This window comes from Streptomyces sp. NPDC087906, from assembly GCF_055584925.1.
The window spans coordinates 57,922-74,907 of record NZ_JBVJLC010000016.1 but is presented as its reverse complement, the minus strand read 5'-3'; the positions used below and the strand labels follow the sequence as shown (position 1 = coordinate 74,907).

The following is a 16,986-nucleotide window of genomic DNA, read 5'->3' as shown; positions in this document are numbered from 1 at the left end:
TCAGAGGCGCGGATGTTCTTGCGGACAGGTGTTTCACCGCACGTTCGTTGGGGAGGTCACTGTCACGATGATCGGGTTGCGCGGCCGGGGCTGCGAGTGGTCGGGTGGAGATATGCATCGCGGTGGCGGACTGGGCGAGGGGACCGACGGCCTGGGTCCCGAGCCTGCCCGGCGTGGGAAACACCGGCGCCACGAGCGGGAAGCACGTGACGAGCCGCCCCCTCCGACGAGCAGGAGCGGGGGCCGCGTGGGGGTGACCTACAAGTACTTCGGCGCCCCCGACGGAGCCACGGCGGCGCGCGTCCCGATCTCGATGCGCCCCGAGGAGCTGGGCGGCGACGAGCTGGGCATGGGCGGCATGTTCAGCAAGGTCAAGCCCGAGACGATAGCGGCGATGGTCCTGACCGGCATCCAGGGCATGCCCCTGCACAAGGTCCCCCCGCTGGAACTGGTCGTCCTGCACCCGGACTACGCGGTGGTCAAACTCCCGATGACGGTGGTCGACCCGCTGCGCGACATAGGCGAGGAGTCGGTCGGCGCGGCAGCCTTCATCTGGTCCACGGTCCCGGACCGCGGCGGCCCGCGCGACGCGTTCAACGTCTACCAGATGCTCCACGAATGGCAGGACTTCAGCCACCGCCTCCACGAGGCGGGCCACCAGCCGTACTGCCTGGTCTGGCCCTGACCTACGCCTCTGTCAGGACCTCGGTCAGGGTGTGGCGGCCGATGTCGGCCATCAGGGGGTTGTCCGCCGAGTGGGTAAGGAAGACCAGGGCCAGTGCCAGCGCCCAGCCTCGGGCGCGTGTCCAGGTGGGGTCGTCGGCTTGGGCGTATGCGCGGCGGAATGGGGCGCGTTGGCGGGGGCATCAAGTGGGGCCGGTTGGTGCAGCGCTGAGAGGAATCCGGCGAGGACCCGCGCGGCCTCTCTTGGATCGGCCGGCGGTGTGCGGGCCGCGATGTCGCCGGGGAGGAACGGCACCACGCTCCAGGCCCAGGGATAGCCCCGGCCCGGCTGCCCGGTACGTACCGGCGCGGGGACGGGCAGCCGGCGTACCAGCTCCGGGGAGACCGAGACCTCGGCGGTCGGCATGTCGTTGGCGTCCACCGCACGATCCTAGGTTCGCGCGGGACCGTGCCCGGGGCGAGCGGGTGTCCGCGGCCCGGCTAGAGTCTGCCTCCGCGTGGAGGACACAGGGCCTTCACAGTTCAGGGGTGGGGACTCATGAAGCAGATCCGGACGGCGGCATGGGCGGGCATCGCCGTCGTCGCGCTGGCCGCGACCACGGCGTGTGGCGCGGAAGCCGCGAAGAAGACGGTCCGCGCTGTCGATCAGGCCGACACGATCATGTCGGCGCTGACCCGCGCCTCCGACAACGCGTCGAAACTCGGCTCGGCCGAGGTGCGGACGACGACCACGATCACCGCCAACGGTGGCAAGCCCGTCTCGATGAACGGGACTTACTCCTGGGGCGACGGCGCAGCGCTCGACGTCCAGATGGACACCGCCAACGCGCAGATGCAGTCGCTCCAGGACGACCCGACACTGACCATGAAGATGGTCGACGGGGCGTATTTCTACGAGGTGGACCCGCAGCCCAGCGGCCCGCTCAAGGGCAAGCACTGGATGCGGATCGAACTCTCCGCCATCGCAGGCGAGTCGGGCGCGAAGAGCATGCTGGCCAACGCCGACCCGACGGCGAGCCTGCGCTACATCGGCGCCTCGAAGAACGTGAAGAAGGTCGGCGACGACACGATCCGCGGCAAGAGGACCACGCATTACCGGGGCAGCGTCGGCGCCGAGCAGATCAACTCCTCCCGTCTCACCGCCCAGGAGAAGAAGGCCGCCGTCACCGCCATGGTGGGGAGCGGCGGAAAGATGAGTCTCGATGTCTGGGTCGACGGGAAGGACCTGCCCGTCCGCTTCGAGCAGCGCGGCGGAGGGACGAACATCACCATGGACTTCCTGAAGTTCGGTGCCACGAAGCCGGTCACGGCCCCGCCCGCCGCCGACACCGGCGATCTCACCGAGCAGGTCAGGAAGCAGCGCGACGCGTCACTCGACCAGTAGCCCGGGCAATCGCTCGGCCGGTGAGGAACGCGGCGGGACACCGGCTGGTTCGGTGCCGCGGCCCCGCGGGTCAGTCCGGTACGAGTACGGCGGCGCCGTTGACGCGGTCCGCCGCCAGGTCGGTCAGCGCCTGGTCGGCGCGGCTCAGCGGGTACGGGCTCACGGTGACCTGGATACCGATCCGCGCGGCGAGGGCCAGGAACTCCCGGCCGTCCTGGCGGGTGTTGGAGGTGACGCTGCGCAGGTCCCGTTCCTGGAAGAGATGGCGCTGGTAGTTCAGCGAGGGGATGTCGGAGAGGTGGATGCCGGCGATCGCCAGCGCGCCGGAGCGGTCCAGCGCCTCCAGGGCCACCGGCACCAGGTCGCCCACGGGGGCGAACAGGACGGCGGAGTCCAGGGGTTCGGGCGGCCGGTCGTACGCGTCGCCGGCCGAGGCGGCGCCCAGGCTGAGCGCCAGTTCCCGTGCCCGCGCCGACCTGGTCAGTACGTGGACGGTCGCGCCCTCGGCCAGCGCCACCTGCGCCGCCAGATGGGCGGAGGCGCCGAAGCCGTAGATGCCGAGCCGCCCGCCCTCGGGCAGTGCGCTGCGGCGCAGCGCGCGGTAGCCGATGATCCCCGCGCACAGCAGGGGCGCGAGCGAGGCGGCGTCCTGGTCCTCGGGGAGTGGGTAGGCGAAGGCGGCCGGAACCAGCGCCAGGTCGGCGAAGCCGCCGTCCGCGTCCCAGCCGGTGTACACGGACCGGGGGCAGAGGTTCTCCTTCCCCGCCCGGCAGTAGCGGCATGTCCCGCAGGTGCCGCGCAGCCAGGCACCGCCGGCGCGGTCACCGAGACCGAACGCGGTCACGCCGTCACCCACGGCGATCACGCGCCCGACGATCTCGTGCCCTGGGACGGTCGACGGGTGCCGGGGCGCGAGATCGCCCTCGGCGAGATGCAGATCCGTACGGCAGACGCCGCATGCCTCCACCCGCAGCAGCAACTCCCCCGGGCCCGGCGCGGCCGGGCGGCGCCGGACCCGTACCAGCGGCCCGGTGTCCATGGGCCCTGGCCTGTCGACGGCCCAACTGTGGGGTGTTTCCGGGACGGAACCGGCGGTGGTCATGGTTCCAGCGTGCGGCGGGCGGGCGGCAGGGGCAACCGGGTCAGGCCCGCGCCGGGAGGGGCCAAGGACAGCCGATACGCCCAGGGCGACTAGGACGCCTGACTGAGGGCCGGGTCCGTGCGCCAGATCGCGGCGAGGTCGGAGAGCGGTACGCCGAGGACCTCGCTGAGCCGGACGACGGTGCCGAACGCGGGCGTCGGCAGCCGGCCGGTCTCGATCTTGCGCAGGGTCTCGGGCGAGATCTCCGCCGCCAGGGCCACTTCGGCGGGGCTGCGTCCGGCTCGGGCGGTCCGCAGCGCGGCCCCGAGGCGTCGGCCCGCCTCGATCTGTTCGGGAGCGAGCGGATGGCGAACCATGCCCACATGCTAGAGGCGTGGGTGTACGGCGGCAACCATCGCACCCTCTGGTATAAATATACCTGTCGGCCGCCCTGGGGAATCGAGGATCGCAGTGATCGTGCACAAATCTCCGCAAGACATCGAGCGTATGCACGTCACTGGCCGGTTCGTCGGCGAGGTGCTGGCCGAGCTGGGCGACCTGGCGGCGGTCGGGGTCAACCTGATGGACCTGGAGCACCACGCGCGCCGCCGGATCAAGGAGCGCGGCGCGGAATCGTGCTACTGGGACTACGCGCCCTCGTTCGGCAAGGGCCCGTTCCGCAACGTGGTGTGCCTGTCGGTGAACGACGCCGTGCTGCACGGGCTGCCGCACAGCTACAAACTGCGCGACGGCGATCTGCTGACGATGGACATGGCGGTGACCGTCGACGGCTGGGCCGCCGACTCGGCCCACTCCGTCGTCGTCGGCACCCCGGCCGAGGAGGACCTGCGGCTGATCGAGGCCACCGAGGTCGCCCTGGAGGCCGCGATCAAGGTCGCCGTGCCGGACAACAGGCTCGGCGACATCTCGGCGGCCATCGGCGGCGTCGCCGCCGAGTACGGCTACCCGGTCAACCTGGAGTTCGGCGGCCACGGCATCGGCCGCACGATGCACGAAGACCTGCACATCCCCAACGACGGCCGCCCCGGCCGGGGTTGGAAGCTGCGCCCGGGTCTGACGATCGCGATCGAACCCTGGTTCGCCGCCGGTACCAACAAGATCGTCTTCGACCCGGACGGCTGGACGATCCGCTCGGCCGACGGCTCCCGCACCGCCCACTCCGAACACACCGTCGCGGTCACGGAGTCCGGCCCGCTGGTCCTCACCCGACGCCCTCAGAAGAACGAGCAGAGCAGCAAGAGCCGGGAAGCCCGGAAGAAGTCGTCGACGCCCGGCCACTGACCAGGGCTTCGTCGGGGGCGGAGCCCATCCGGTCGGCGTCCGCCTTGACGACGTACACCTCCCACGGCTCGCCGCCGGGGCCGTGCACCCACACCTTGTCCTGGACGGCGTAGCAGCAGGACGTGTCGTCCTCCTCGAACGTCGCGAGCCCGGCGTCCTTGAGCCGAGTGGTGGCGGCGGTGACCTGCTCGGTCGTCGCGACCTCGACGCCGAGGTGGTCCAGCCGGGTCTCCTGACCCGGTTCGCCCTCGATGAGGACGAGTTTGAGCGGCGGGGCGGTAATCGCGAAGTTCGCGTAGCCGGGCCTGCGCTTGGCGGGTTCGACGCCGAACAGCTTGGAGTAGAAGGCGACCGACGCTTCGAGGTCGCCGACGTTGAGGGCGAGTTGGACACGGGACATGGCTGCGGCCTCCTGCATCGATGAATGTCGATGCAAGCTTGCGCCCCGTATCGACATCCGTCAATATAGAAGCATGTCGAAACAAGAGCTGGTGATCCTCGGCCAGGACGACGGCGGTGACGGCTGCTGCCCCACCCTCCTCACCGCGCCGCTGGACGAGGAGCAGGCCGCCGATCTGGCGAAGGTGTTCAAGGCGCTCGGGGACCCGGTGCGGCTGCGACTGCTCTCGATGATCGCCTCCCGCGCGGGCGGTGAGGTCTGCGTCTGTGACCTGACCCCCGCCTTCGACGTCTCCCAGCCGACCGTCTCCCACCACCTCAAGCTGCTGAAGCAGGCCGGGCTCATCGACTCCGAGCGGCGCGGGACGTGGGTGTACTACCGGCTGCTGCCGCAGACGACGGACCGCCTCGCCGCGCTCCTCAGCCGCCCCGCCGGGCAGCCACTGGCCGAGACCGCGCGGTGAGCGATACCGCTACGGCGTCGCCGGCAACGACCACGGCCGGTCGTCAACTTCCGTTCCTCGACCGGTTCCTCACCGTCTGGATCCTGCTCGCGATGGCCACCGGCCTGGGTCTGGGCCGCCTCGTCCCCGGCCTGGGGAACGCACTCGCGAAGGTCACCGTCACCGGGGTCTCACTGCCGATCGCGGTCGGCCTGCTCGTCATGATGTACCCGGTCCTCGCGAAGGTCCGCTACGACCGCCTGGACACCGTCACCCGCGACCGCCGCCTGCTCGTCCCCTCCCTCGTCCTGAACTGGCTCGTCGGCCCGGCCCTGATGTTCGCCCTCGCCTGGGCCTTCCTGCCGGACCTGCCCGCGTACCGCACCGGCCTGATCATCGTCGGCCTCGCCCGCTGCATCGCCATGGTCGTCATCTGGAACGACCTCGCCTGCGGCGACCGCGAGGCCGCCGCCGTGCTCGTCGCGCTGAACTCGGTGTTCCAGGTCGTCGCGTTCGCCGCGCTGGGCTGGTTCTACCTGACCGTGCTCCCCGGCCGGCTCGGTCTGGAACAGACCGCCCTGAACGTGTCGGTGTGGGAGATCGCCCGCTCCGTCCTCGTCTTCCTCGGCATCCCGCTGCTCGCCGGATTCCTCACCCGCCGCCTGGGCGAGAAGGCCAAGGGCCGCGGCTGGTACGAGACGAAGCTCGTCCCGCGCATCGGGCCCTTCGCCCTGTACGGGCTGCTGTTCACCGTCGTCGTCCTCTTCGCCCTCCAGGGCGACGCCGTCACCTCCCGGCCCCTGGACGTCGTACGGATCGCCCTGCCGCTGCTGGTGTACTTCGCCGTGATGTGGGCCGGTTCCATGGCCACCGGCCGCGCGGTCGGACTGGGCTACCCGAAGGCGACGACCCTGGCGTTCACCGCGGCGGGCAACAACTTCGAACTCGCCATCGCGGTCGCGATCGCCACCTTCGGCGCCGCCTCGGGCCAGGCCCTCGCCGGAGTCGTCGGCCCGCTCGTCGAGGTTCCCGTACTCATCGGCCTGGTCCACGTGGCCCTGGCCGCCCGCCGCTTCTTCCCGGAAGGCACCGGTCCCGCCCATGCCTGACCCGCATCCGCCCGCGTCCGGGACCAAGCCGTCCGTACTGTTCGTGTGCGTCCACAACGCGGGCCGCTCACAAATGGCCGCGGCCTTCCTCACCCACCTCGCCGGGGCCCGAATCGACGTCCGCTCCGCCGGCACCGCACCCGCCGGCACCGTCAACCCGGCAGTCGTACAGGCCATGGCGGAGGTCGGCATCGACCTGTCCGCCGAGACACCGAAAGTCCTGACGACGGCGGCCGTGCAGGCGTCCGACGTCGTCATCACCATGGGCTGCGGCGACACCTGCCCGGTCTTCCCCGGCAAGCGGTACCTCGACTGGCAACTCGACGACCCCGCAGGCCAGGACGTCGAAGCGGTACGACCGGTACGGAACGAGATCGAGCGCCGCATCCACACTCTCCTCGCCGAACTCCTGGGCGAGAGTGCGGATACGTCGATCGGCACCGCCGATCGACGCGCGTAACTTTGTCCGGTCAGGGGCATATACCGCAAATAAGTCCTAGGTCGGCGCCTCCGCGCCCAGCCGATCGCCCATCAGACTGATCGGGACGATGCGGCCCCCTCCGCCCGCTCAAACGCGAGAGGCTACAGCGCACCAACCGGAAACCCCGAGGAGCGCCCATGCCCGCCGTTCTGACGACTGATCACCCCGCCTGGATCGAAGCGGGGACCGGTGCCGAAGTGCGGACCGGTGCCGAAGCGGGGACCGGTGCCGAAGTGCGGACCGGTGCCGACGCCGGGACCGGTGCCGAAACGGCAACCGGTGTCTGTGCGCGGGCCGTGCGCACGGCCTCGGGTGTCTGGATCGTGTCGTGGAACCAGGACGGTGCGCATCTGACCTGTGCGCAGGGCTCCGAGGACGTCAAGCCGGCGTTCGTCACCACCGACCCCGCCTGCCTGCCCGACAGCGTCCCCGCTGAACTCAAGGCGGGGCTCGACGCTCTCGGCCCCTCCCGGCGTCTGGCCAACCCCTGGCTGTGGGACGCCATCACCACCGCGATCCTGCGGCAAGTCGTCCGCGCCGGGCAGGCCCGCAAGCTGTACCGGGCATGGTGCCGCACGTTCGGCAGCACCGTTGGATCGGATGACCGGGCCGTCGAAGCGGGTGGCCTGTCCGTCGCCCCCAGCGCCGCTCAGGTGCTGGCGCTCGACGACGAACAGTTCACGGAAGTCGGGGCCAAGTTCCACCGCAGCGCCCTCCGGGCCGCCGCCGCCCACTACGAGCAGCACCACGCCCACTGGCAGCGCATGGGCTCCCGCGATCTGGTCTCCGCCCTGACAAGTGTTCCGCGTATCGGCCCATGGACCGCGGCAGCCGCAGCCGCGGACTTCACCGGCGACTTCAGTGTCTACCCGCACGACGATCTCGCCGTACGCACCTGGGCCGCGCACATCGCCCCCGCTCACCCCTGGCCCGGCAAGAAGGACAAGGCGTTCGGGCCGATGTGGACCGCCATGGCCGGTCAACATCGAGCCGCCCTGCACACCTTGACCCTCTCCACGCTCACCTGGGGCTCCCATCTCCGCTGATCTGGAGGACCCATGCCGTCCACGCCACCGTTACGGCCGTCCACTCCACCGTTACCGCTGATCGCGGGCGCCGATCCGACCCGCACCCTCGACGCCCTGTTCGTGAACGCCCCACTGCGCGACTACGACGAACGGCCCCGGGCCAACGACTACACGCTCCCCGTGCTCGGCATGGCGTACATCGCGACGTACGCCAAAGAGGTCGGCGGCTTCAACGTAGGGGTCGTGGACGCCGAAGCACATGGTCTCGGTATCGCAGAGACAGCGGACCTCATCAACGGAGCACACCCCCGGTGGGCGGCGATGAACCTGCTCGCACCCACCTACGAGATGTCCGCCCGCATCGCGGCCGGCCTCGCCCCGGACATCGCCCTCATGGTCGGCGGCCACCACGCCAAGGCAATGCCGGATCGCGTGCTCGCCGATCCGCGCATGAGCAACTTGAGAGCGCTCGTCCTCGGCGAGGGTGAGCTGCGCGTCGCCGCCCTCCTGGAGGACGAGCAGCGCAGGCGTGAACTGCCCGGAGTCCTCTGGCACGACCGCCTGCTCGACGCCCCGGCGGCGGGCGTCGCCGACCCCAGGACGAGCGCACGGATGCTCGGTCCCGACATCGACGCCCTCCCCTACGTCAACCGCGCGTTCCTCCCGCAAGACCCTTACCGGGCCGCACCCAGCCGGGCGGATCGGCGCCTCGCCGTGAGCCGCGGTACCGCCCTGCTGACGCAGGCCGCCCGCACCGGGCACGTGGAAGCCAACATCGTCGGATCCAGAGGATGCCCCTACAACTGCACCTTCTGCGGCGCTGCCGTCAGCGCCAATCCCGACGTCAGGATCCGGGTCCGTGACCCCGAGGACATCATCGGTGAACTCGACGCGCTGCACGGCGAGTACGGCGTCACCGCGTTCCGGTTCGTCGACGACCTGTTCCTCGGCGCCTCGCGCGTCATCACCACGCAGATGGCGGCCTTCACCCGGCACGGCATCGGCGAACGGTACGTGTGGGACGCCACCGGACGCATCAACGTGCTGGACCGGCTCGGCAGCACGGAACTGGACCTGCTGGTCCGCAACGGCCTGCGGGAGGTCGCCCTCGGAATCGAATCGGGCAGCGACCGCATCCTCGGCGCGATGGACAAGCGGATCGACGCCGAGATGACCGAACGTGTCGTCCGCCGCCTCGTCGGACACGGCATCGGCGTGAAGGGCTATTTCATCCTCGGTTTCCCCGGCGAGACCCACGAGGACATCCGGGCGACCGTGCGCCACATACACAACCTCTGGAACATCGCCGACAGCAGCCCCGGCGACGTACGGGCCAGCGTGTTCGAGTTCCGCCCCTACCCCGGCACACCCGTTTGGAAGACGCTCACCGCCGCCGGCCACGCCCCGGACAAGCTCCTCGCGTACGCGGACGTCGACCTGACCGCGGACGGCGCCGACGAGGCGATGCGCCAGCGCGACGAGTTCAACTTCTCCGTCGGCATACAGTTCGGCGACGTGTCCCTGAGCGAGGTGCGCGCCACGCTGGCCGCGCTCACCCGCGAGCAGCACGAACGCAACCAGGCCCCCGGGGAGGCCGCGGCATGACGCCGGGACGGGGGCAGTTCGTCACCCTCGACGGGCCGAGCGGCGTCGGGAAAACCACCACCGTCCAAGCTCTGAACGGGGAGTTGACCGGTCGGGGCCACGCTGTCCACCAAACCGTGGAACCGACCACCGGCGACGTCGGCGTCTTCATCAGGGAGCACTTCAGCCACATCCACGGGCACGCCCTGGCCTGCCTCGTGGCCGCCGACCGGTACGAGCACCTTGAGCACGACGTCGAGCCCCGGCTGAACGCCGGCGACACCGTGGTCTGCGACCGCTACCTCGCCTCGACGCTCGTCATGCAGCAACTCGACGGCGTGCCGCTGCGGTTCCTGCTCGACCTGAACGCACACGTCCTCATGCCGGACCTGGCCGTCATCCTCACCGCGTCCCCCGCGCTCATCTCCCGACGGATAGCCGTACGCGGACCACGTAACCGCTTCCATCTCGACCCGACCGTGCCGGCCCGCGAGGTCGGCCTGTACGACGAGGCCGCCCGGACCCTCATGGCGGCGAACGTGAGGGTGCTGGTCGTGGACACCGGCGACGCGACACCGACGGAGGTAGCGGCCGCAATCGCCGACGCGGTGCCTCGTTCCTCGGTAACGTCTGTCGCCCCAACGCCACCAAGCACCCCCCAGGAACCATGAATCCGCACCCCGCGCAGCCCGTGATCGACACGCACGTCCTTCTACGCGACGGCGACAAGCTCCTCTTCTCGCAGCGCGGAGGACCGTACGGCTACGGGCGCTGGCACATGCCGTCGGGCAAGCTCGACCACGGCGAACCCATGAGCGCCGGAGCCGCGCGGGAGCTTCTGGAGGAGACCGGCGTCGAGGTCGACCCCGCGCGGCTGCGGCTGGTGCAGGTCGTCCACCACAAGCAGAGCGAGACGGTGGAGCGGATCGGCTTCTTCTTCGAGGCCACGGACTGGACCGGGGATCCCGTCAACAGGGAACCCGCGAAATGCCTGGGACTCCAGTGGTTCAGCGTCCACGAACTTCCCGACGACATCATCGAATACCCCAAAGAGGGGCTCCTCGGATATCTGAAGGGGGCGGGCACCATCGCTGAGCACGGCTGGTGACCGCCGGTCGCCGGGTCGGCGGGCCCGGCCGGGCCGCTCGCTTTGTCAAAACGTGGCTATCGGGTTGACCGGGGCTCCCGTCATGCCGTGGATGCGGGGCGGGGCGACCGTGAGCATGAAGCTGTAGCGGTTGAGTTCCGCGCACAGCGCCGCCAGGTCCTCCAGTTCGGCCATGTCGATGAGGGTCATCGCCAGCCGGCCCAGTGCGACGCCGTGCAGCGGGGACGAGCCTGTCGGGTCGAGTGCCGGGTACGCGTCGCCCCGGTCGCCGGCGAAGATCGAGACGCCTCGGCTGTGCATCCAGCGCACCGCGTCGATGCTGATTTCCGGGGTCGGCCGGTCCGCGATCAGGGAGTGGGCCGGCCAGCCGAACCTGACCACCAGCGCGTCGCCCGGCCGTACGTCGACGCCCTGGCGCTTCTCGGCCGCCTCGAAGTCGCCGGACGACACCGGGTGTCCGGACGGAAGGGGCTCGTCGGCAGCCAGATCGAGCAGTACACCGCGCGTGACAATGCCGGCGGCGAAGGCCGTGGTCGACGCTGCCGTGACACCTCCGGCCGTCACGACCTCGGCCCTCGGCCGTCCTGGATAGACCTCGTCGTCGCTCGACCAGTGCGCGAGCGCGTCGATGTGCGTGGACTTCCCGTGGTGGTTCGCGACCAGCATCACGTCGGCCGCGACACCCACCCCGGTGTGCGCATCCCGTGCTGTACGGGTGAAGTCTCCACCGTCGTGGGCGAGAACGGGGTGCTGAGCATCGGCTGGGGGATGATCGGCAGCGCCAGCGAGGCCCACCGCCCGGTCCGCACCTCGGCGGCGGCCGCCGCGCGTACGTCGTCGGTGATCAGGTAAGCGTGCCGAGTTCGTCCTCGGCTCCCCAACGGCCGCAGTTGTCCAGCAGGTCGAGCGCGGTGGGGCGCGTCGGGTCGATCGGTTCCACCATAGGTCGGCGCCTTTCTTGACTGTCCGCTGCCGCAGGCGGCTCTACTCAGAGTGACGCTATCCCCTTGCCCCAGGGGGAGTTGAGGCGGACCGGCGGGTTCCGGTCACCCCGGTCACATCCACGGGCATGCCCTGGCCTACCTCGTCGGCGCCGCCTGCGACATTGGTCTGCCACCACAATCGCCGACGCGATCCCCGGTTCGTCGGTAGCGTCAGTCCTCCCGACATCACCAAGACACCCCTAGTTTCACCGGAGCCAAAGGCAGCGCATATGGAGCCGCAAGCAGACGTAGTGATCTTGACTGCGCTGTTGGTCGAGTTTGAAGCCGTGTCCGCGCTGCTGCGCGACCAGTCACAGCTCGTTCATCACGAGGGGACCCGCTTCGTCAAGGGCACACTCCCCGGAGCAGCCGGAACAATCGCTGTTGCCAGGATCGGGGCGGGAAACCTTACCTCCGCCATCGCCACAGAACGCGCTCGCGAGTGGCTGCGCCCCAAGGCTCTGCTGTTTGTCGGTGTCGCGGGCGGATTGAAACCGGAGGCCGCACTCGGTGACGTAGTGGTGGCAACGAAGATCTACCATCTCCATCCGGGCAAGGAGACGCCTGCCGGGTTCACTGCCCGTCCGGTGCCAGGCGCTGTGTCCCATGAGTTGGAGCAGGCCGCAGGCACGGCTGTGCATTCGAAAGCCTGGCAGAGATGGGTTCCCGACGCGGTTCGAACCACCTGGCGCGCCACAGATCCCCAGGTTCTCTTTCAGCCCATCATCGCTGGTGAGGTGGTCCTGAACTCCTCGGACACCCCGCTGCGCGACCAGATCAAGTTTCACTACGGGGACGCCGTAGCCATCGAGATGGAGTCAGCCGGTGTCGCTAGCGCCGCCGACTTTTCCCGGAGTCTCCAGATCATCACTCTTCGCGGTATCAGCGATCATGCCGACGGGGGCAAAGCCGATACGGACGCATCGGGCTCCCAGTACCGTGCGTCGGCGCACGCTGCCGCGGTGATGGCCGCTCTCGTTTGCGAGCTTCTTCCTGAAGCAGCAGAGGCCACCAAATCGGCTTCCGACACCGAGTGGGTTGATGGGCTGATGGCGTTCAGCGATATGGCACGAGCGGACTTTCGGCACGAGATTCTCTTCGAGATGGGCCTCATCCTCGGCCTCCCGCACGCCTTCAGCGCGGCCGAATCGCGTATGCCCCGTGATCATGTACGGGAAATCGTCCGCCGGATGAACGCCTTCCGGGAGCCCCCTGCCGCACGTGCTGCCCTGTATGACGCACTCAAGTCGGCCCGTCCCGACGACCAAGCCCTGGACGCGCTGGCCAGGTTGTTGCCATGAGGCGAGACATCTTCACCGCAAAGGCCCCACGCTGGTGCCGCGTCCGCGCTGACAGCTCCCCTGACGGGGACCTGTTCCCGCTGGATGACGACGGTTTCCTGGGAAGCGATCATATCTTCGCACGGGACAGGTCCAAAGCTGTGCCAGGCGCCCTCGTCGCCGCCGGTGATGTGGCCCGTGACGGAGCGACTGTACTGCTGGGCGAACCGGGGGCCGGAAAGACGACGGTGTTTACGTCGCTTGTGCAGGGGCTGCCGGCGTGGGACGACCCTGACATTCCCGACGGGGTAGACCGTTACGTGTGGATCAACGGTCCGGATCTGGTTCCTGCAATCTCCGACAAGGTTCTGGGAAGCCATCTCGCGGCGCTTCCGAGGACGGCTGCCAGCCCGCGTCCGATGCAGCACGGAATTCTGACCGTCGTGATCGACCAAGCCGACGAGAGTGGGATGTGTCGTGATCTGCCGTCCTATCTGAAATATTCTCTGCGAAACAAGGACGTGCGCGGCCTGCGGCTGCTGATCGCCTGTCGCACGGGCGACTACCCGCCAGCCCTTACCCCCGTCCTTCACGAAGCCTTCGGTAGCTGCTCGCTCGTGGATCTCGCTCCGTTATCGCGGGCGGACGCGGAGATGCTGGTCGACAGCGCCGGTCTGCCCGGAGAGCAACTGCTGTCCGAAGTCGTCGCTTTGCGTGCCGGGGCTCTCGCCAGTGTGCCTCTCACTCTGGAACTCATCGTGCGTGAGTACCAGTCGAGCGGCCGGCTGAGAGGCGGCGCCGAAGAACTCTTCGAGGACGGCGTTCGGCTGCTGGCGGACGAGTACGACCCCGACCGCTTCCCTGTGGCGGCACCTACCACCAACTGGCAACAGCGCGTGGAGGTCGCGGGTCGCATCGCCGCACGCCTGGTGCTTTCGGGAAGGCGCACCCTGTGGCAGGGCAGCTTGCTGCATGAGCGGCCACGGACCACCGACCTGGACGTCTCCACTGTCTCCGGGGGAAGCGAACAAGTCCTTGGCTTCCAATCCTTCGACGTGACTCCGAAGGTCGTCAAGGAGGTCATGTCCACAGGTCTGTTCACAGCGAGTGGCAACCACAGGTTCGCCTTCCGCCACTCATCGCTCGCGGCCTTCCTCGCCGCTCAGCACCTCATCTCCCGGTCCGTCCCGGACTCCGCACTCCGCGAACTGTTCCTGGTCGGCGCCCCGGATGAGGAGACCACCAGCATCCCCGTGTCAATGCGGGAAACGGCGGCCTGGCTCGTAGCGTTCGCACCCGACCGCACCCGGTGGCTGGCCTCGGCCGATCCGGAGAGCCTGACCATGCACAGCGGTGTCGTTCGCTCCGACAGCGTCAGGGAGCTGATCGTCGATCGTCTGCTGGAACGAGCCGCCGATGTTGAACTCGGCGACGCCCGCTGGCATCAAACCCGTTGGGTACTCGGACATCCCGGTCTGGCCGACCAACTCGTACCGGCGCTCACCCTGGACCCATCTGACTTTGACGACTGGCCGACCTGGGCCAGGGCGCGGGTGGCACTCCATCTGGCGGAGCAGTGCCCGTCACCGGCCCTTGCTCCCCTGCTGCTGAAGGTGGCGGCCGACCCGCGGTGGCCGGCCGACAACCGGGCGCAGGCCGCCAGAGCTGCTGTCGCATGCGACAAGGTGTCAGCACTGCCTGCGTTGAAGGACGTACTGGCAACGCTCGGGGCGACAAAGGGCACCGACCCGCTGCTCAGCCTCCGGGGTACTCTGCTGACCCTCCTCTGGCCCCACTCCCTCGATACGACCACCATGCTCGATGCATTGGGCGAGGTGCCAAGCGGTAATCGATACGGAGCCTACGAGCACTTCATCGCCGGTATGCCGTCCGCATGTCCCGAAGAAGATGTGCACCGGGTCGTGTCATGGCTCGTGCACACCATGGCAAAGGGGACGTGGGGAAGCGACAGTCGTGAAGACCAGGTCGTCGCGAGGGTGGTTGACCGGGCTCTGAGCATCCCCGGTGCAGAGGCGCTGCTGCCCGACCTCGGACGGATAGTGACGAAGCGCCTTCTGGACCACCACAAGGTCGGGTTCCCTTATGCCCTGGACCAGACCACCCCCGAAGGGCAGGAGCCGACTTCAGTAAGGGATCTACGCCGCAAGCTCGCCACCGCCCTGCTCCGCTGCGGCATCGAGGCGGGTCAGCCCATGCGCTACTTCTCGTGGGTCATGATTCGCGACTGGGAGCCTCAGAGTTCATGGTCCGTGACATCTGCAAGGACGGGCGGCGATCGGAGCACGCTACTCGACGCGGGCGACTTCGACTGGGTCCTACACGAGGCATCTGACCAAGTCGAGTTGGCTGACGCCTACGCGCATCTCGCCGAGATCCTTTTCGACCAGTCGAGTGAAGAACACTTCGAACTCGCCTATCGAAGCAAGGATAGTCCCGCCTGGACATATCTGAAATGGTTCTACGAACCAATCGAGATCGACGGCTATCTGGCGAAGTCGTGGCGCATGAATTACCATTCCACGGTCAAGAAGCTGCAGCCCGAAAGCGCGCAATTTGTCGTGCAGCAGCGAATTCGTTTACACGAGGCACGTCAGCACAACATTGACGAGTTCGGGATTCTTCTGCACAATCTACAGATTGATCCAAGCACCGGAAAAGGGTCATGGCGTTTGGACGACAACCTCATCGACTGGCCGGGTTGCTCCGTATTTAATGCGGAGGAAATTGCCGCTTTGCCCGGCTGTGCACTGGAGTTCCTGCGGCACAAAAAAGATCACTCCGACGGGCAGGACTGGGCCGGTGTTCAATCGTTGGCGCTACTCAATCGCGAGGGAAGGTTGAGCGAACTCAAGCCGGGGCACTGGAGTTCCTGGGCAGGAGCAATCGCCGACGCGTGGAACATCCCCGACACAACATGGACTACCTTACTGCAGAACGCTGCCGTGAAGGCGCCCCTGGAGCTCAACCGCGCAATCAGAAAAGCAATCGAGAAAGACCTCACTCAGGGCAAGCAACCGTTAATTCTCGAACGTCTTGACTCCAACTGGCATCCAATGATCGCCACGTTGATGGAAGATGTCCTGGCGGCGGAGACTGTCGCTCTACTGCCAGGATTTCGCACGGAGCGCATAGTTGACGGATTATCGGTCCCCGAAGAGGCGTTCAAAGGCAGCAGCGAGGGACCGGCGGCACTGGTTCGCTCCTGGTCCGGCCTCTTGGCCCGCCTTCTCACCGTCGAAAGCGCCCTCGCCCAGTCGGTCACCGAGTTCGCCCTCACACGCGTCCAGGCAGACAGCCAAGCCGACGATCTCAAGCTTCCCGTACGCGCCGCACACGCTCTGCTGCGGGTCGAGGGATTCGACGCATGGTCGCGGCTCAAGCACCTGATCGATACATCCGACGGCTTCAGCCGGGCTCTCGCGCTGCGCTATGCAAGCCGGTCCACCCGCGAACACCTTGAGAACAACGCCGACGAAGCCGCGCTGAGCACGCTCTACCGGTGGGTGAGCGCGCTCTTCCCGCAGGACGAGTACGCCCGTCCTCTGGGGGTGCACTCCGTTACCCCCGAGATGGAGGCGCTGGCGTGGCGCGAGGCGCTTCCTGTGACGCTGAGCCACCGCGGCACACCAGCGGCAGTCGAGCATCTGAAAGCCCTCACTGCCGACTTCCCGGGCCGACTGAACCTCCGAGCCGCGTTGATCTCTGCACGGACCAACCTCCTTGCCGCGACATGGACCCCTGCGGACCTCGACGAGGTGACCGCCATCCTGGCCGGTGTCAGGCGCTCCTCCCAGTCGATGGACGGCTACGCCCAGATGGTCGCCGCCTTGGAAGGTTTTCAGGACATCGGGAGGCACGACTTCCGCGATGACGTCGTGCGCGAGATGCGGCGGTTCATGGGATCCGACCGAGTGCTGCCCATCGCGGATCACAACGTTCCCCGTGATCACCTGCTGGCCATCGTCGGATACGTGTACGGAGAGGGCGGCGCGCCGGCCCAGCGCGCCCTGCTTGCCGCGCTCGAAGCTCTTCGCCCCGAAGAACGGGCTCTGAAGACAGTCAGAGCCCTGCTTACAGCCCCGGCCAACTGAGTGATGTG

General features: G+C 68.3%; 18 protein-coding genes. 13 read left to right on the top strand and 5 right to left on the bottom strand.

Annotated elements, in window-relative coordinates; all coding sequences use genetic code 11:
- The first annotated feature begins 112 nt into the window (after positions 1 to 112).
- Positions 113 to 685: a hypothetical protein gene (locus tag ACZ63I_RS32260; protein ID WP_078863475.1), complete on the top strand. Its 573-nt coding sequence runs from the start codon at positions 113 to 115 to the stop codon at positions 683 to 685.
- Positions 686 to 736: 51 nt separating this feature from the next.
- On the opposite strand, the gene ACZ63I_RS32255 is transcribed toward ACZ63I_RS32260, so the two are convergent.
- On the bottom strand, positions 737 to 1,090 hold the full coding sequence (locus tag ACZ63I_RS32255; protein WP_469342934.1) for a phosphotransferase: 354 nt from the start codon (positions 1,088 to 1,090) through the stop codon (positions 737 to 739).
- Between the two features lie 132 nt (positions 1,091 to 1,222).
- On the opposite strand from ACZ63I_RS32255, the gene ACZ63I_RS32250 reads away from it, so the two are divergent.
- Positions 1,223 to 2,068, top strand: a complete 846-nt coding sequence (locus ACZ63I_RS32250) for an SCO4651 family lipoprotein (protein WP_469342864.1) — start codon at positions 1,223 to 1,225, stop codon at positions 2,066 to 2,068.
- A gap of 70 nt (positions 2,069 to 2,138) precedes the next feature.
- On the opposite strand, the gene ACZ63I_RS32245 is transcribed toward ACZ63I_RS32250, so the two are convergent.
- Together ACZ63I_RS32245 and ACZ63I_RS32240 are read right to left on the bottom strand one after the other, a co-directional pair.
- A complete protein-coding gene (locus ACZ63I_RS32245) occupies positions 2,139 to 3,170 on the bottom strand; it encodes a zinc-binding alcohol dehydrogenase family protein (protein WP_469342863.1) in 1,032 nt (343 codons plus the stop codon).
- 89 nt (positions 3,171 to 3,259) lie between these two features.
- Positions 3,260 to 3,526, bottom strand: coding sequence for a helix-turn-helix transcriptional regulator (locus tag ACZ63I_RS32240; protein WP_041986034.1), 267 nt, complete (start codon positions 3,524 to 3,526; stop codon positions 3,260 to 3,262).
- A 130-nt stretch (positions 3,527 to 3,656) separates the two neighbouring features.
- On the opposite strand from ACZ63I_RS32240, the gene map reads away from it, so the two are divergent.
- On the top strand, positions 3,657 to 4,451 hold the full coding sequence (gene map / locus ACZ63I_RS32235) for a type I methionyl aminopeptidase (protein WP_469342860.1): 795 nt from the start codon (positions 3,657 to 3,659) through the stop codon (positions 4,449 to 4,451).
- Here map and ACZ63I_RS32230 read toward each other — a convergent pair.
- Positions 4,372 to 4,851 (bottom strand): ArsI/CadI family heavy metal resistance metalloenzyme, encoded by a 480-nt coding sequence (locus ACZ63I_RS32230; RefSeq protein WP_469342859.1) that lies wholly within the window; start codon positions 4,849 to 4,851, stop codon positions 4,372 to 4,374. The genes map and ACZ63I_RS32230 overlap by 80 nt on opposite strands.
- A 73-nt stretch (positions 4,852 to 4,924) precedes the next feature.
- Here ACZ63I_RS32230 and ACZ63I_RS32225 point away from each other — a divergent pair, with 73 nt between their 5' ends.
- The 7 genes from ACZ63I_RS32225 (at position 4,925) to ACZ63I_RS32195 (ending at position 10,603) form a co-directional block, all read left to right on the top strand.
- Entirely contained in the window at positions 4,925 to 5,314 is a 390-nt protein-coding gene (locus ACZ63I_RS32225) for an ArsR/SmtB family transcription factor (RefSeq protein WP_469342857.1), read from the top strand.
- Complete coding sequence (arsB, locus tag ACZ63I_RS32220; RefSeq protein ID WP_469342855.1) at positions 5,311 to 6,402, top strand: ACR3 family arsenite efflux transporter; 1,092 nt, start codon at positions 5,311 to 5,313, stop codon at positions 6,400 to 6,402. Before ACZ63I_RS32225 ends, arsB begins: the two co-directional genes overlap by 4 nt.
- Positions 6,395 to 6,862: an arsenate reductase ArsC gene (locus ACZ63I_RS32215; protein WP_469342854.1), complete on the top strand. Its 468-nt coding sequence runs from the start codon at positions 6,395 to 6,397 to the stop codon at positions 6,860 to 6,862. Before arsB ends, ACZ63I_RS32215 begins: the two co-directional genes overlap by 8 nt.
- 158 nt (positions 6,863 to 7,020) lie before the next feature.
- Positions 7,021 to 7,929 carry a DNA glycosylase family protein gene (locus tag ACZ63I_RS32210; protein WP_469342852.1) on the top strand — a complete coding sequence of 303 codons (909 nt, stop codon included), beginning with the start codon at positions 7,021 to 7,023 and terminating at the stop codon, positions 7,927 to 7,929.
- A gap of 12 nt (positions 7,930 to 7,941) precedes the next feature.
- A complete protein-coding gene (locus ACZ63I_RS32205; RefSeq protein WP_469342850.1) occupies positions 7,942 to 9,516 on the top strand; it encodes a B12-binding domain-containing radical SAM protein in 1,575 nt (524 codons plus the stop codon).
- Positions 9,513 to 10,166 (top strand): dTMP kinase, encoded by a 654-nt coding sequence (tmk, locus tag ACZ63I_RS32200; protein WP_469342849.1) that lies wholly within the window; start codon positions 9,513 to 9,515, stop codon positions 10,164 to 10,166. The genes ACZ63I_RS32205 and tmk overlap by 4 nt, the downstream gene beginning before the upstream one ends.
- Positions 10,163 to 10,603 (top strand): NUDIX hydrolase, encoded by a 441-nt coding sequence (locus tag ACZ63I_RS32195; RefSeq protein WP_469342847.1) that lies wholly within the window; start codon positions 10,163 to 10,165, stop codon positions 10,601 to 10,603. The genes tmk and ACZ63I_RS32195 overlap by 4 nt, the downstream gene beginning before the upstream one ends.
- A gap of 45 nt (positions 10,604 to 10,648) precedes the next feature.
- On the opposite strand, the gene ACZ63I_RS32190 is transcribed toward ACZ63I_RS32195, so the two are convergent.
- The gene (locus ACZ63I_RS32190; protein ID WP_469342846.1) at positions 10,649 to 11,269 is read right to left on the bottom strand and encodes a cyclase family protein; all 621 of its coding nucleotides are present in this window, start codon (positions 11,267 to 11,269) and stop codon (positions 10,649 to 10,651) included.
- On the opposite strand from ACZ63I_RS32190, the gene ACZ63I_RS32185 reads away from it, so the two are divergent.
- The 3 genes from ACZ63I_RS32185 (at position 11,252) to ACZ63I_RS32175 (ending at position 16,978) form a co-directional block, all read left to right on the top strand.
- The gene (locus tag ACZ63I_RS32185; RefSeq protein ID WP_469342845.1) at positions 11,252 to 11,455 is read left to right on the top strand and encodes a hypothetical protein; all 204 of its coding nucleotides are present in this window, start codon (positions 11,252 to 11,254) and stop codon (positions 11,453 to 11,455) included. The two genes, ACZ63I_RS32190 and ACZ63I_RS32185, sit on opposite strands and share 18 nt — an antisense overlap.
- 361 nt (positions 11,456 to 11,816) lie before the next feature.
- Positions 11,817 to 12,887: a phosphorylase family protein gene (locus ACZ63I_RS32180; RefSeq protein ID WP_469342844.1), complete on the top strand. Its 1,071-nt coding sequence runs from the start codon at positions 11,817 to 11,819 to the stop codon at positions 12,885 to 12,887.
- Entirely contained in the window at positions 12,884 to 16,978 is a 4,095-nt protein-coding gene (locus ACZ63I_RS32175) for an NACHT domain-containing protein (protein WP_469342843.1), read from the top strand. Before ACZ63I_RS32180 ends, ACZ63I_RS32175 begins: the two co-directional genes overlap by 4 nt.
- Positions 16,979 to 16,986: the final 8 nt, after the last annotated feature.